Here is a 15,830-nt window from a genome sequence, read left to right on the forward strand (position 1 = left end):
TGCCGCGTCGCCGCGTGGCGGCGTGGTCACGGCGGCGCCTCTCGTGCGCCCTCGTTCGCCCTCGTGCGCCCTCGTTCGTTCCGGCCTCGGTCTCGGAACTCGGGAGTGCGCCCCCACGCGTCCCTGCCGTCGCGCTGCGGCTGCGACGTTGCGCCCGGTCTTCGCGCTGGCGGGCTCGGCGTAGGCTCGAGGCATGGACCCCTACCGTCGGTACGCCGGGTTTCTCGCGGTCTTCGCGGTCGTGCTGCACGTGGCGATCGTGGTGGCCGCGTTCGGGCTGATCAGCCTGTACTCGGGAACCGACCCGATCAGCGATCCCGACGTCGGCCGCATCGTGGGACCGCTCATGGTGGGGCTCTCAGCCGTGGTGCTTCTGGTCTTCCTGATGATCAACGGCATGAACACGCCCGCTGACCAGCAGCGGCTCTCCGTGCCGTTCGCGTTCGCGATGGGTATCGCCGCGATCGCGGTGTACGTGCTCATCGGCGGTCTGCTCACCGCCACGGGCACAGGGGAGCCCCTGGCGTTCGTGCTCTTCGTCGGCGCGACGCTGATCAGCCCCTACGCGATTACTGTGGGCCTCAGCGCGTTCGTCATCACGGTGCTCTACCAGTGGGTGCTCACGCTGCGCATCGACCGCACCGGCCGACCGCGGTGGCCGTGGGAGAACCCCGACGACGTGTGAGCTGCCTCGCTGCACCCCGCGGCATCCGCTCCAATCACCGCCCTGCCGCAACCGGCGCACTGACCCCCTCCGAGCGGCCTCACCGCCTCCCGTGGGGCGAACGCCGTGAGTACACCGTCGAGATGACACTTTTCGCGCACTCAAAGCGCTTGACGAATGCAGAACCTGACATCTCGGCGCTCGCGCGTGGCGCCTGCGTCTACATCTGCAGGATGATTTCGCGCTGAGTCGGCACTCGCCGCGGGCCGAACGACGTTCCAGGGGTCGCGCGGGCCGTAGCGTGAGAGGGTGAGCCTCTCAGCCGCTTCGGATGCCGTGGCCGAACGCCCATCGTCGGTGTTCGCGTCGCGACGGCTCACGACCGCCCAGCTCGTGGTCGACATCGTCGTTCCTGCATCACTTGCGCTCCTGGCTGTGCCGATCGCCGGGTTCGGCGGCGTTGGCTCTGTGCTGGTGCTGCTCGGCATGGCGACGGCGGCCACTGTGCGTCGGCTGAACCCGCTGATCGCGCTGCTGGCCGCCTGGTTCGTCTGTCTGGCCCAGGTGCTCGCGGGCATGGGCCCCCATCCGGCGAACATCGCGGTGCTCGTGGTGCTCTACTCGACCGCCGCGTACGGCACGACAGTGACCCGGTGGATGGGCTTCGCATCCGCCTTCGTCGGAGCCGCTATCGTCACGGTGCATCTCGTGCTGCCGCAGGCGGTGGCGACGCTCTCCGAGCAGTTGGGCAGCGCGGCGGGAATCGCTTCCGCGGTGGTGCCGGCGCTGCTGCTCTTCGGCGGATCGCTGACGCTGTTCCTGCTCTCGTGGACGCTCGGCATCCTCGCGAGCACATGGCGCCGTGCCCGCCAGAACCGCGTCGAGGCCGAGCTTGCAGCGCGCGAGATGACCATCGAGCAGGAGCGGACGCGGATTGCGCGCGATATGCACGACATCGTCGCTCATTCGCTCGCTGTGGTCGTCGCGCAGGCCGATGGAGCACGCTATGTCGGTCGATCCGACCCCGCTGCCGTAGACACCGCGCTCGCCACCATCGCGTCAACGTCGCGAGAGGCGCTGGCGGATGTGCGCGTGCTGCTCGAGCAGCTGCGGCACCGCCAGGCCGAAGGCCCTCAGCCCGGACTCGGCGACCTCGATCGACTGCTCGCGCAGGTGGAGGCCGCCGGACTCGCGGTCGAACGTCAGGTGACGGGTGCGCCGGGAACGCTGACGACCGTGCAGCAGCTCGCCGTGTATCGCGTGGTCCAGGAGTCGCTCACCAACGCCCTGCGTCATGCCGACACCGGCCAGCCGGTATTGCTGCGCTTCGACTGGGCGACGCACGGGCTCACCATCACGATCGCCAGCTCGCTTCGCACTCACAGCGGCAGGGACGGTCGCGATGCTCGGGACGGTCGCGATGCTCGCGAGAGCCGAGAGTCCTACCCTTCGCACAGCCTCGCGATCCACCGAGGTCACGGCATCCCCGGCATGACCGAGCGCATGGCGCTCGTCGGCGGCAGCCTCACCGCCGAGCCGGAGCGCGAGCGCTTCGTCGTGCGCGCCTGGCTCCCGTTCGGCGCCACGCAACACCTCCCAGGCGGTGCCGCGTGACCCGCGCACCGATCCGAGTCGTGCTGGTCGACGACCAGGCGCTGTTCCGAGCCGGCATCCGCATGCTCATCGACTCGCAACCCGACCTCGAGTTCGTTGGCGAAGCCTCCGACGGGCGCGAGGCGGTCGACCTCGTCGAGCGGGCGCGTCCCGATGTGGTGCTGATGGACATCCGGATGCCGGTCATGGACGGCATCGAGGCGACCGAGCGCATCGTCGCGGCGGCCAGCGCGCGGGGCAGGGAGCTGCCGAGGGTCATCGTGCTCACGACGTTCGACCTCGACGAGGCGGCCACGCGCGCCATTCGTGGTGGAGCGAGCGGCTTCCTGTTGAAGGATGCCGCTCCGGAGTTCCTGCTCGCGGCGATCCGTACCGTGCACGCGGGCGCTGCGGTGGTCGCGCCCGGCGCCACCCGTGAGCTCTTCCGTCATTTCGATTCGCGGGCGACCGCTCCCGCGCCGCCGAAAACGTTCTCGACGCTGACCTCGCGCGAGCGCGACATCTTCCTGCTCGCCGCGCGGGGGCTGAGCAACGCCGAGATCGCAGAGCGCGAGTTCCTGAGCGAAGCCACCGTGAAGACGCACATCAGTCGAGTGCTGGCGAAGCTCGCGCTGCGCGATCGGGTGCAATTGGTGGTCTTCGCCTACGAGCACCGCTTGGTCGTCTGACCGCGCACCGCCGCCCGAGCGCGAATCATCCTCGAGGATGATGCGATCGCTACCGCAGCATGACGACGCCGCCCGAAGCCGCTTCGTAGCGTCGGAGCATGGAAATCACCACGACGGACCTCGGCCTTGTCGCCCGGGTGCAGCATCTCAGCAAGAGCTACGGCAGCGATCCGAACCGAGTCCACGCCCTCCGCGACATCAGCCTCGGCATCCGGGCGGCGGAGTTCACCGCAATCATGGGGCCGAGCGGTTCGGGCAAGTCGACGCTCATGCACATCATGGCCGGCCTCGATTCCGCGACCGACGGCCGCAGCTGGCTGGGCGACGATGAGATCACTGACATGAGCGACTCGCAGCTCACCCTGCTGCGCCGCCGCCGCGTCGGCTTCGTGTTCCAGGCGTTCAACCTCGTGCCGACCCTCGACGTGCGGGCGAATATCCGGCTCCCGTTCGAACTGGACGGGCGCAGGCCGACGGATGCCGAGGCCGCCTGGATCGCCGAGCTCGAGCAGACGCTCGGCCTCGCCGACCGCCTCGCGCACCGCCCCCACGAGCTCTCCGGCGGGCAGCAGCAGCGCGTCGCAATCGCCCGCGCGCTCTCAACCCGCCCGGCGCTGCTCTTCGCCGACGAGCCCACCGGCAACCTCGACTCGCGTACGGGCCGTGAGGTGCTCGAGTTGCTGCAGCACGCCAGTCGGCGGTACGGCCAGAGCATCGCCATGGTCACCCACGATCCGATCGCCGCCGCCTATGCCGACCGGGTGCTCTTTCTCGCCGATGGCCGGCTCGTGGCCGATCGGGAGCGGATGCCGGCGCAGCAGATCAGCGAGTTCATGCTCTCGATGGAGGTTCCGGCATGAGCGGGCGCAGCGCCTTCGCTCTCCACGATGAGATCGGCGAGCGCGGCGACCGCGTGGGGGATCGCCGTGTGAGCCGTGCGCGTGTTGCGCACGACCGGCCCCGCGGTCCCGAAGTTCGCCAGCCGCGGAGGGCACCGCGAGCCTCGGCGATGCACGGCCACGGCGCCAGCATCCTTGTCGCCGCAATCGCCTCAGCCTTCGGAGTGGGCCTGCTGCAGATCACCGGGCTGCTGTCTGCAGTGGTCGCGGCCGACGACGTCGCCGGCGAGAGCGGCACTGTCGCGTTCATGCTGCAATTGCTCGCCTTCGTGTTCATCGTGATCGCCGCCTACGTCGGAGCGGTCGTCACCTCGAACACGTTCGCGACCATCGTCGCCGGGCGGGTGCGGTCCATCGCCCTGCTGCGTCTGCTGGGCTCGACCGCGAGCGCCCAACGCAACACCATCGCGCGCGAAGGGCTCGCAGTCGGCGTGATCGGTTCTCTGACGGGCGCGGTGGCGGGCACCGCGATCGCCGTCGCGCTCGACCGCACCGCCGTGGCCACCGGGTTCCTGCCCGATGTCGGCTTCTCCTATGCACGGCCGGTGCTCGCCGTGCCCATCGTGGGAGTGCTGCTCACGACATGGCTGGCCTCGTGGATCGGGTGCCGACGCGTGCTCACCGTCACGCCGCTGCAGGCGCTCTCGAACGCAACCGAGCTTCGGCACGACGAGGTCACGGGCAGGCGGGGCCGCAACGCCGCCGCGGTCACGCTGGTCGTGATCGGCGGCGTGCTGCTCGCGGGTGCGCTCCTGCTCGGATTGCTTACGCCGCTCGCGGTGCTGGTGGGCCTGTTCGGCGGCATCATCTCGTTCACCGGTGTCGTACTCGCAGCGGATGCGGTGATCCCGCCCGTGCTGCGTCTAATGGGCCGTCTCCTGGGCTCCCGCCCTGCAGCATCACTCGCGGCAGGCAACGCGCTGCGCTACCCGCAGCGCAGCGCTCGGTCCACCGTGGGACTCGTCATCGGCGTGACCCTCGTCACGACCTTCGGCGTCGCGGTGGCGAGCTTCGAGCAGATGACTCGCGCGGCGATGGAAGCGGAGCCCGAGCTCTACCAGGGCATCTCCGAGGTGCTCGCGATGGTCGTAGGCGTGGTCTCGCTGCTCATCGGCTTCAGTGCGCTGATCGCAGCGGTGGGTCTGGTGAACACCCTCTCGCTGAGTGTGCTGCAGCGCACTCGCGAGCTGGGGCTGCTTCGCGCGCTGGGGTTCTCGGCGCGGCAGATCCGCGCCATGATCCTCGCCGAGAGCGCCCAGCTCGTCGCGGCGGCGCTGGTCATCGGTCTGCTGCTCGGCGGAGTATACGGGTGGATCGGCGCGCAATCGATGATGGGGTCGGTCAACGGAAGTCCCGGCATCGTGATGCCCGGTGTGCCGTGGATCGTGATCGCTGCGGTGGTGCTCGCCAGCGCGGTGCTCACCGTGGTCGCATCATGGGCGCCCAGTCGCCGGGCGACGCGCGTGTCACCCATCGAGGCGCTCGCCGCGGATTGACGCCGCGCCCCGGCATCCGGACCCGCCCCGGATCCGCCATCACTCCGCCCGCTCCCCGCCGCCCGGCATCCGCCGGTGTGCGCCCTTCGCCGGCATCCGCAGCTCGCTCGTCGAGATGACACAATGTGCACGCGTCAAGCGCTTGCCGATCGCGCTTTGTGTCATCTCGGCGTGCGCCAGGTGAGCCCAGGCCGGTCTCCGGCATCCGCATCGCACCCCGCTCAGTAGGGTAGAACGGTGCGTCTGAAGCTGACCCTGTCGCGCCCGTCCGGCTCGTCGAGCGACATCGTGGTGACCACGGATGCCGGGGCCACCATCAACGAGGTGGCGCAGACCATCAACCGGGTCGACCCGCTCGCCACCCCGCTCGAGCACACCGACCTCACGCTGCGTGCCACCATCCCGGGTCTCGCCGAGCCCATGCTGCTGCCGGCCGACGCTCCGGTCGGAGAGGCCTGGATCGGCTCGGGCGCCACCGTGACCCTCACACGCGCGGGCCACCACTTCGAGGCCGCCGAGAGCCGCCGGGGCCCGGCAGTCGCAACGCTGCAGATCCTCGACGGCCCCGACGCCGGGCGAACAGTTCCGCTCGCATCGGGCAGTTGGACGCTCGGCCGCGACGCCGACTGCGACATCGTGCTCGACGACAAGCTGGTCTCGAAGCGCCACCTGCGGCTTGAGGTGGGCGACGCGGTGGGCGTGGTCGACCTCGGCTCGGCGAACGGGGTCGTCGTCGATGGCGGCATCGTCACCCGCTTGCGGGTCGAGCGCGAAGAGACACTGCTGCTCGGCGACACCCGCGTGCTCATCACGGTGCTGCAGCACGTCTCGGCCGCCGCCGCGACCAAGGCCGGTCCGGTCTTCTTCAACCGATCGCCCAAGGTGGAGCAGCGCTACCGGGGCCGCGAGTTCGCCGCCCCCGATGTGCCCACCGAGCCCGAGGAGCAGCCGTTCCCCTACCTGGCGCTCATCGCGCCGGTGCTGCTCGGGTTGAGCATGTTCGCGCTCACCGGACGCGTGTTCTCGCTGCTCTTCGTGTTCATGGCGCCGCTCATGCTGCTCGGCAACCACCTCACGCAGAAGCAGCGCGACAAGCGCAAGCAAAAGCGCATGATCGAGCGCTTCGAGAGCCGCATCGAGAGCCTCGAAGCCCTCATGTCGAAGGAGGCGGTCGTCGAGCAGTCCGCGCGACTCGCCGAATCGCCCTCCACGTACGACGCCTACGAGGCCGCCGTGCACCGCAGTCCGCTGCTCTGGACGCGTCGACCCGAGCACTGGTCGTTCCTCAACGTGCGACTGGGCATCGGCACGATGCTCTCGCGCAACACGATCGGCTCGCACGACAACCCCGAGATGCTGCCCGAGTTCCAGGAGCGGCTCGACGCCCTCGTCGAGCGCACCAAGCGGGTGCCCGGCGTTCCGATCATCGACAACCTCTATGACGCGGGCGCACTCGGCGTCGCCGGTGACCCCGACACCGCCATCGGGTCGGTGAACTCGATCCTCGTGCAACTGACCGCGTTGCACTCGCCCGCCGAGCTCGCGGTCGCGACCATCGTCACACCACGGTGGTCCGAGCCGCTCTCTTGGCTCAAATGGATGCCGCACACATCCTCGCCGCACAGCCCGCTCGGCAGCACCTCGCACCTCGCCGATAGCGCGTCGAGCGGGGCCGCAGTGCTCTCAGCGATCGAAGAGCTCATCGCGCAGCGACTCGCCGGCCGCAAGGTCGAGCGGCGCGGTGCGATGGAGCAGCGGCGTGCAGCCCTCGATCGCGGCAACGAGGTCGGACAGTCGAGCTCGCAAGCATCCGAGGGCACCAAGTCACCGGTGCCGGCGGTGGTCGTGCTCATCTCGAACGACGCCGACCTCGATCGTGCCCGGCTCGTGCAACTGGCCGAATCGGCAGCGGATGCCGGGGTCTACCCCATCTGGCTCGGCACCGAGGTTCACGAGCTCCCCGCTGTCTGCCGCACGTATCTGCACATCGAGCCCGAGCAGCAGCACGCCACGGTCGGACTGGTGCGGCTCGGCGAGACGATCACCGACGTCGTCACGGAGGTGGTCTCGCCCGACCAGGCGCTCGACTTCGCACGTCGGATGGCACCGGTCATCGATGCCGGAGCCCTTGTGGAGGACTCCAGCGACCTGCCTCGCTCGATATCGCTCGTCACCCTGCTTGGGCACGAGCTGATCGAGACCAGCGACGCCGTCATCGACCGCTGGCGGCAGAACGAATCGATCCACGACCGCACTCCTGGCAGCGCCCTCAAGCCACGCCGCGCCGGAAAGCTGCGTGCCACGGTCGGCTCGGCCGGTGTTGACGCGATGCACCTCGATCTGCGCACACAAGGGCCGCACGCCCTCGTCGGCGGCACCACCGGTGCGGGCAAGAGCGAGTTCCTGCAGGCGTGGGTGCTCGGCATGGCCGCCGAGTACAGCCCCGACCGGGTCACGTTCCTGTTCGTCGACTACAAGGGCGGTTCGGCGTTCGCCGATTGCGTGTCGCTGCCGCACTGCGTGGGCCTCGTCACCGACCTCAGCCCGCACCTCGTGCGCCGCGCGCTAACGAGCCTGCGCGCCGAGCTGCACCACCGCGAGCACCTGCTCAATCGCAAGAAGGCCAAGGATCTGCTCGAGCTCGAGAAGCGCGGCGACCCCGAGAGCCCGCCCGCGCTCGTGCTCGTGATCGACGAGTTCGCCGCCCTCGTGGGCGAGGTTCCCGAGTTCGTCGACGGCGTGGTCGATATCGCGCAGCGAGGGCGCTCGCTCGGCATCCACTTGATCATGGCCACGCAGCGGCCGGCCGGTGTGATCCGCGACAACTTGCGCGCCAACACGAACCTGCGGGTCGCCCTGCGGATGGCCGACGAGTCAGACAGCCAGGATGTCGTCGGGGTCGAGGATGCCGCGCACTTCGACCCCGGTCTGCCCGGCCGTGGCGTGGCCAAAACGGGGCCCGGGCGCCTCGCGCTGTTCCAGTCGGCGTATGCCGGCGGGTGGACGAGTCGTGAACCCGAGCGGGCCGGCATCGAGGTCGCCGAGCTCCGCTTCGGCTCGGAGCAGCGCTGGGTCGAACCCGAGAGCGGCGTGGTTGAAGAGCTGCGCGACCTCGGTCCGACCGACCAGCAGCGCCTCGTCACCTCGATCGTCGCCGCGGCCGGTGCCGCTGGCATCCCGGCACCGCGTCGTCCGTGGCTCGATGAACTCGCGCCGGTGTACGACCTGGTGAAGCTCAAGCAGCGTACCGACGCGCAGCTCGTGCTCGGCGTGGCCGACATGCCGCAGGTGCAAGACCAGCGGGTGCTCTACTTCGAGCCGGATGCCGACGGTCACCTTGCGTTCTACGGCACTGGAGGCTCGGGCAAGAGCGCTGCGCTGCGCACGTTGACGGCGGCCTCGGGCATCACCCCACGCGGTGGCCCCGTGCAGGTGTACGGGCTCGACTTCGCCGCGGGCAGCCTGCGGATGCTCGAGGAGCTGCCGAATGTCGGCTCGATCGTCTCGGGCGACGACAGCGAGCGGATCGTCAGGCTGTTCCGGATGCTGAAGCTCGAGCTCGACCGGCGCGGACCGCTGTTCGCCGAGGCCAATGCCGGCAGCATCGCCGAGTACCGGCGACTCGCGGGGAGACCCGATGAGCCGCGCATCCTGTTGCTGGTCGACGGGTTCCCGTCGTTCCGCGATGACTGGGAGATCGGTGCCGGGCGCTCGGCATCGTTCGACGTGTTCAAAGACATCCTCTCCGACGGGCGCCGCCTCGGCATGCACGTGCTGCTCACGGCCGACCGGGCCTCGGGAGTGCCCTCGTCGATCGCCTCGAGCATCCCGCGCAAGGTCGTGCTTCGTCTCGCCGACGAGTCGGCCTACGCGCAACTCGATGTGCCCGGCGACGTGCTGAGCTCGAAGTCGGCACCCGGCCGCGCGATCATCGACGGATTCGAGACGCAACTAGCGGTGCTCGGGGGCAGTACGAGCATCGCCGAGCAGTCGGCCGCGCTACAGCGGCTTGCAGAGTCGATGCGCCGCGCGGGCGTGGCTGACGCGGCGCCGATCGGCTCGCTGCCGAAGGAGTACGCGCTCGCCGAACTCCCCGCCCACGTCGACGGGATGCCGGTGCTCGGCATCAACGACGAGCTTGAGCCCGCGACGCTCGATCCCGAGGGCGTGCTGCTCGTGGCCGGTGGCCCGGCGAGCGGCCGCACCACCGCACTGCAGAGCCTTGCAGCGGCGCTGCGACGCCACGACGAGCAGACCCGGCTGTACTACTTCGGCAACCCGCGCTCGGTGGTCGGCGACGGTGATCACTGGACGGGGACCGCGACGTCAGTCGACGAGGTGGCTGCGCTCGCCAAGGCGCTCGCCGAGGCCATGGCGGATGCCGATACCGATGGCCGCATCGTGGTGGTGGTCGAGGCGCTCAACGAGTTCTTGCAGTCGGCGGCCGATCAGCCGCTCGTCGAGCTCATCAAGACCGCGAAGCGCAGCGAGCACCTGCTCATCGCCGAGGCCGAGACCTCGGCGTGGAGCTCGTCGTGGCCGCTCATGGGCGAGGTGAAGAACGCGCGCCGCGGCCTCCTGCTGCAGCCCGAGAGCATCGAGGGCGAGGTGCTGCTGAAGACCGCGCTGCCGCGCATCGCCCGCTCCGAGTTCCCACCCGGCCGCGGCATGTTCATCGCCAAGGGCAAAGCCAGCCGCGTGCAGCTGCCGTTGCCGGAGTAGCCCCCGATCGTCCTGCCTGAGCGCCGCCACCGGCCGTCAAGAGTGTCCGGCACTGCTGTGGCGTCAAGACGAGGTGCGATCGCAAGCGACATCTGGCTCGTATGCGCTCGGCTTGCATGGCATGCTCTAGGCGCTCCGCGCCTTTCCCGTAGCACGCACTTCTGAGGCGCATCGTTCACGCCCGTGGTTCTCATGGATGCCGGCGCTGCGTAACCGAACAGGCAATAGATCAGGTGGCATCACGCTATACCGGGCTGCCGCGCCCGGCGAACATCTATGGGAGGGAGAGTCAAGGACGACCGGAGGACTCGATGAATGCGCCAGCCATGACGAAATCCAGCGTGCCGACCACGCTGACTGTAGAGCAAGCCATAGAGAGCGCTCGTCGCATCGGTGAACAGGTCCTGGCCGAGGCGGCCGACACGGAACGAAACGCGCGTCACTCGGAAGCGCTGCATGAACAGTTCCTTCAAGCAGGGTTCTACCACTTGCTTCGACCGAAGATGTTCGGCGGCTACGAGTTCAGCTTGCGGGAGTTCCTCTTGGTCATGCGGGAGATCGCGCGGGCCGACATGGGAACGGCTTGGTGCCTGACCCTCGCGTCGGGACATAACCTGCAGGTGGGTGCGTATTGGAACGAGAAGGCGCAGCGTCAGTTGTTCGACGGCGCCTACTTCGCTGCGCCCATGACAAGCGCTCCATCCGGCACGCTCACCCGGGTGGAGGGTGGATTCCTGGTCAACGGCATTCACCGGTATGCCTCCGGAGTCCCGTACGCCACACATTTTTCGGGGCACGCCTTCCACGAAGACCTGCCCGGTGTCGTCTCGAACTTCATCGCGCCGCGCGACTCCTACGAGATATTGGACGACTGGGGTAACACTTTGGGCCTTCGTGGCAGTGGCTCCAACTCGGTCAAGTTCGTCGACGCGTTCATCCCAGAAGAGTTCGTGCTCGAAGGCATTACGCAGCTGTCCATCGACCCTGAAACGCAGGCCCCCGGGCGGATGCTGCACGGAAACCCTATTTACGGGGCTCCAACTCTCGCATTCTTCTCGCTAGAACTGCACTCGCTCGCGCTTGGGGCCGCACTTGCGCTCCTCGATGAGTTTGAGGCACTGATGACCACGCGAAAGACAGTTGCATTTCCCCAGACGCTGCGGTCGCAGGATGACTTCTTTCTATGGAGGTACGGGACTGCGCGCGCCAAACTCGACACCGCAGTGGGCGCCATGGATTATGCGGGGCGACTGTTCGACTCCGCGTTGATCGAGTCGGATCGGGTGCCCTTCAAACCGGCTATGGACACCAGAATCGGCACGATCGCAGGGCAAGCGGCGACGCTGATCTGGGATGCGACGAGCGACTACCTGTTCAAGTCCATCGGCTCTAGCGCCGTGACTTCAGGAAGCAGGGTAGAGCGAATCTGGCGTGACTTGAGCCAGTGGTGGAGCCATTTGGCGACGTCCATGAACGACCCGGCCGCTGCGCGGTCGGCTCGGTTGCTCTTCGATGGCGATCAGAAGATCCCGGTCGGACGCTGAGAGGCCGTCAAGGAGACCGACCTAGCAAACGACGACGTGTTGCCCGTGCACAGAAGGAAGAAGTAGATGTCTGCAAATGATGTCATCGCGGAGGGGGCATCGACCTACCGCCCGATGGGTTCCTCAATAACGCCGTTCGAATACGCTGGCTGGCGGCGGGAGAACCTCGCTGCGAAGGAGAGCGCATACCTCGGTACGTCACTTCATGGTGGATCACCCGTTTACGACGTCGCCGGCCCCGATGCACTTGAGTTTCTACGCTCAGTCTGTATCAACTCGTTCAAGAATTTCGAAGTCGGGCAGATCCGGCACGCCGTGATGTGTAACGACGAGGGCCAGATTCTGACTGACGGTGTGATCGCCCGTATTGACGAGGAGACCTTCCGGAGCTATTGGCTCGCGCCGGTTCTCGAGTATCGCGTGCTGCACACCGACCTGGACGTCACGGGAGTGGATCAGTCGGCGAACGAGTTCTTCTTCCAACTCGCCGGGCCGCGCTCACTCGAGATTCTTGAGAAGGCTGCGCAAGAGGACCTGCATGACATCCGATTCGGTCGACACCGGATGACGTCGATCGCCGGTGCGTCGGTTCGAGTCATCCGGCTCGGTATGGCCGGCACGTTGGCCTACGAGCTTCACGGAGATATGGCTGATACCGAACCCGTGTACGCGGCAATCATGGATGCTGGGCAGGACTACGGGCTGGTGAAGCAGGGCCGGGTGAGCTACCTCATGCAGCACACTGAGTCCGGTTTCCCAAACATCAACTTGCACTACCCCCTCCCCTGGTACGAAGACGAAGCCCTCGGCGCGTTCTTCGACACGCGGCCCCAGTCAAACTTCTTCAACAAGTATCGCGACCTCAAAGGGAGTGTCGGCGACAACTTGGACGTCCGCTTCGTCACGCCGTACAAGGTCGGGTGGGGCAAGATGGTGGATTTCAATCACGACTTCATCGGCAAAGAGGCGTTGATGAGGGAGGCCGCCGAAGACCGCTGGGCAACAGTGACGCTGGTGTGGAATGAAGAGGATCTCGCTGACATCTACGCCTCTCAGTTCCGAGGTCGCGAGGTCGAGCCCTACGACCCCATCGACTCGCGTCCGGTCGATCTCTACTTCAATCCGTATGACGCTGATGGCTGGGCGTATCACGCTGACTGGGTGCTCGCCAATGGCGAGCAGATCGGAACGTCCGTGATGCGAACGCACAGTGTGTACTACCGCCGGATGATCTCCATCGGCTTTATCGACAAGAGATACGGAGCTGAAGGTACGGAACTCAAGGTCCTCTGGGGCGAACCGGGTCACCGGCAGAAGGAAGTTCGGGTGACGGTGGGTCGCTATCCCTACCTCGACCTGCCGAACAACAACGCGATTGACGTCGAAACGATCCCCCGCTTCTCGTTCGAAGCGGCGAGAGTGAGCGTCTCGTGACCTGGCTCGGCAACTCAGGGGACCAAGTGAACTCGACGGACGCGCTCACGCCAGAGGCGTTTGTGAGTGCTATGAATGTGTTCGCGTCAGGTGTAGCGGTGGTGACGACGCGCGATCGAACTGCTGACAGGGGCGCGACGGTCGCTGCCATTGCCCCGATCGCCGCTGACCCGCCGACTGTAATGATCTCGATGTCGGCAACGTCGTCCACCGCAGCGGCCGCGGTGGCGGCGGGGTCGCTGACCCTCAATGTTCTCGACGAAGATTCGGCTGCTGTTGCGGGCCGATTCGCCACAGGCGGCGAGGACAAGTTCTCGGGACTCGTCGTGCAGCGCGACCAGCTGGGCAATGCCTTGCTGCCACACCGTATCGCTTCCATCAGCTGCCAGATCATCGAAGCCGTGGAGTTTGGATCGCACTGGGAACTCCGCGGTCGAGCGATCGCAGCAGAGGTGCTCGAAGGGCATCCGCTGGCATACTTCCGTGGCGCCTTCGCTCACGTGAAGACTGCGGCCGAACGGGACGTCCTCGCGCTCACTCGTGCGCTTGTGCTGTCGCTTCGAACAGTTGAGGACGAGCAGCTCGATCCTGATCAGATCGCCCATGAACTCTCGGTGCCGCGGGGCGCTGTGCTGCGGGCTCTCTCCGCCTTGAAGTCAGAAAACATCGTGGAGCGTCGCGAGGGCGTATACATGATTGCGGCGATTCCCGAGGGAGTCGTGGATGCCGCTTATGAGGCGCGATTGGCAATCGAAATCGGCGCCGCAACGCTCTCCGTGGGCAACGTGACCGCTGCCCAGCTCCGGCAACTCAGGGATCGACACGATCGCTTCACAGCTATTGCGGTCGACGGTTCCTACGATCGCTTGGACGAGTACGTTGCCGCGTTGGACGAGTTCCACGAGTACTTGGTCGGATTGGCGGGTTCTGCGCCTCTAGTCGATGCCTATCGATCGCTGGGTTTGCCGGGGATCGACCGCCGCACTATCACAGAGGCCTACTTCAGGCAGATTGCTGCAACCACTTATTCCTCCACGGTCGTGGACGGCTTCGATTCAGCTGACGTAGGCGTCGTCCTCCGGGCGCTCCAATCGGAATCGCGCAAGCCACGCGCAATTCGCGCGGCAGCGAAGCGAGTGCGCGAGAACTCCGCATGCGCGGGACGACCATTTTTCGAAGGAGCAGCACGGTGACATCCGCCCCCGATCGCCAGGATATGCGCCCAGCGAATACCACAATCAATCCGGATGAGTTCAGGAGTGCCTTCCGCAATCACGCCGCAGGCGTGGCCGTCATTACCGCCGACCTGGGCGATGGTCCAGTCGCGCTCACCGCGACGTCGGTCGTCTCGGTGAGCGCAGAGCCGCCGATTCTCGCATTCTCGCTATCGGCCTCGTCTTCAGCATCACCGAGCATCAAGCGCGCGAGCACGGTGGTTGTCCACCTGCTAACTGACCGGGACCTGGCACTTGCCCAGTTGTGTTCGACCTCCGGCGCCGACCGGTTCTCGAACAGCGCCGTGTGGTCGCGACTCGATGGAGGGGAGCCGGTCTTCCACCTGGCGACAAGGTGGCTCCGCTGTCGGGTGTTGCATCGCGTCGAACCCGACGGAGGCTCGACCCTGATAGTCGCGAGTGTCATGGACGCCGGAGGGGGGCAGGCCGAGGGCGGCCAGCCCCTCGTGTACTACGACCGCCAATGGCATGGGCTCAGCGGTGCGTCGAGGTTGAACTGAAATGGATGCGTTCGTCTACAGCGCCGGACCCGCTGAAGTGCATTTCGGCCGCAATCGATCCACGACAGCCATTCGCGAGTGGATTGTCGAACACGGGTATCGCCGAGCGCTACTGATTGCCTCGGCCGAGCGTTCCGCCATGGCTCGGGAACTCACGGCAGACGTGAGTGACAGCATCGCTGTGCATTTCGCCGAGGTAGTTGAGCATGTGCCTTCCGGCACCGCTGAGGCGGCTCGACGGGTGGCCACTGACGCCAGGTGCGACCTCATCATCTCGGTGGGGGGAGGGTCGGCCACTGGTCTTGCAAAGGCTGTGGCGCTGACGCACCGACTACCCATCATGGCTGTTCCCACGACACTCGCGGGTTCCGAGATGACTGACGTATGGGGGATCACTTCCGACGGCCGCAAGCGGACGGGCAAGGATCCGGTGGTCCGACCGCTCGTCGTCGTTTACGATTCAGACCTCCTTGCCTCTCTTCCAGACAGCCTCGCCGTCTCGTCGAGCTTCAACGCAATCGCGCACTGTGTGGAGGCATTCTGGGCGCCGAGATCGAATCCAGTGACCGGGTTGCTCGCCGGTGAAGGCCTACGCGCCATCGCAACTGGCCTTCGATCTCTGCACGACGAACCGACCGACGCGCGAGACGCACTGATGTACGGGAGCTTCCTTGCAGGGACGGTGTTCTCAGCGGCCGGATCCGGCCTGCACCACAAGATCTGCCACGCGCTCGGCGGGGCGTTTGACCTCTCACATTCTGGTACGCATGCGGTCATCCTTCCCGAGGTCTTGAAGTTCAACGCTCCGGCAGTGCCGGAAGCAGCCGACGCGATCGCAAGCGCTTTGGGGGGCGACGAGGCGGCCGCGGCGCTCCGGCAGTTGCTTCACGAAACGCATGCTCCGCTGAGCCTGCGCCAACTTGGGCTGTCTGCGGCCGAATTGACAACTGCACTTGATGTTGTTGCCGATCAGTTGCCGATACAGAATCCCCGAACAGTCAGCCGGGGCGATATCCAGTCGCTGCTTCACGCGGCGTTCGATGAAGGGAATTGA

The 15,830-nt window shown here is 66.8% G+C and carries 11 protein-coding genes; all 11 read left to right on the plus strand.

What is annotated here, in order from left to right; all coding sequences use genetic code 11:
- Positions 1–193: 193 nt before the first annotated feature.
- On the plus strand, positions 194–685 hold the full coding sequence (locus tag ABV606_RS07590; protein WP_353987266.1) for a DUF6121 family protein: 492 nt from the start codon (positions 194–196) through the stop codon (positions 683–685).
- A 288-nt stretch (positions 686–973) separates the two neighbouring features.
- A complete protein-coding gene (locus ABV606_RS07595; RefSeq protein WP_353987267.1) occupies positions 974–2,278 on the plus strand; it encodes a sensor histidine kinase in 1,305 nt (434 codons plus the stop codon).
- On the plus strand, positions 2,275–2,946 hold the full coding sequence (locus ABV606_RS07600) for a response regulator transcription factor (RefSeq protein WP_353987268.1): 672 nt from the start codon (positions 2,275–2,277) through the stop codon (positions 2,944–2,946). The genes ABV606_RS07595 and ABV606_RS07600 overlap by 4 nt, the downstream gene beginning before the upstream one ends.
- A gap of 98 nt (positions 2,947–3,044) precedes the next feature.
- Positions 3,045–3,806, plus strand: coding sequence for an ABC transporter ATP-binding protein (locus ABV606_RS07605; protein ID WP_353987269.1), 762 nt, complete (start codon positions 3,045–3,047; stop codon positions 3,804–3,806).
- A complete protein-coding gene (locus ABV606_RS07610; protein WP_353987270.1) occupies positions 3,803–5,341 on the plus strand; it encodes an ABC transporter permease in 1,539 nt (512 codons plus the stop codon). The genes ABV606_RS07605 and ABV606_RS07610 overlap by 4 nt, the downstream gene beginning before the upstream one ends.
- 237 nt (positions 5,342–5,578) lie before the next feature.
- Positions 5,579–10,063: an FtsK/SpoIIIE domain-containing protein gene (locus tag ABV606_RS07615; RefSeq protein WP_353987271.1), complete on the plus strand. Its 4,485-nt coding sequence runs from the start codon at positions 5,579–5,581 to the stop codon at positions 10,061–10,063.
- 326 nt (positions 10,064–10,389) lie between these two features.
- Positions 10,390–11,607: an acyl-CoA dehydrogenase family protein gene (locus ABV606_RS07620; protein ID WP_353987272.1), complete on the plus strand. Its 1,218-nt coding sequence runs from the start codon at positions 10,390–10,392 to the stop codon at positions 11,605–11,607.
- A 66-nt stretch (positions 11,608–11,673) separates the two neighbouring features.
- Complete coding sequence (locus ABV606_RS07625; protein WP_353987273.1) at positions 11,674–13,041, plus strand: hypothetical protein; 1,368 nt, start codon at positions 11,674–11,676, stop codon at positions 13,039–13,041.
- Positions 13,038–14,234 carry a flavin reductase gene (locus ABV606_RS07630; RefSeq protein ID WP_353987274.1) on the plus strand — a complete coding sequence of 399 codons (1,197 nt, stop codon included), beginning with the start codon at positions 13,038–13,040 and terminating at the stop codon, positions 14,232–14,234. The genes ABV606_RS07625 and ABV606_RS07630 overlap by 4 nt, the downstream gene beginning before the upstream one ends.
- Positions 14,231–14,776 (plus strand): flavin reductase family protein, encoded by a 546-nt coding sequence (locus ABV606_RS07635; RefSeq protein ID WP_353987275.1) that lies wholly within the window; start codon positions 14,231–14,233, stop codon positions 14,774–14,776. The genes ABV606_RS07630 and ABV606_RS07635 overlap by 4 nt, the downstream gene beginning before the upstream one ends.
- A 1-nt stretch (position 14,777) precedes the next feature.
- Entirely contained in the window at positions 14,778–15,830 is a 1,053-nt protein-coding gene (locus tag ABV606_RS07640; RefSeq protein WP_353987276.1) for a maleylacetate reductase, read from the plus strand.

It is taken from the genome of Ruicaihuangia caeni, from assembly GCF_040536845.1.
Classification (GTDB): Bacteria; Actinomycetota; Actinomycetes; order Actinomycetales; family Microbacteriaceae; genus Ruicaihuangia; species Ruicaihuangia caeni.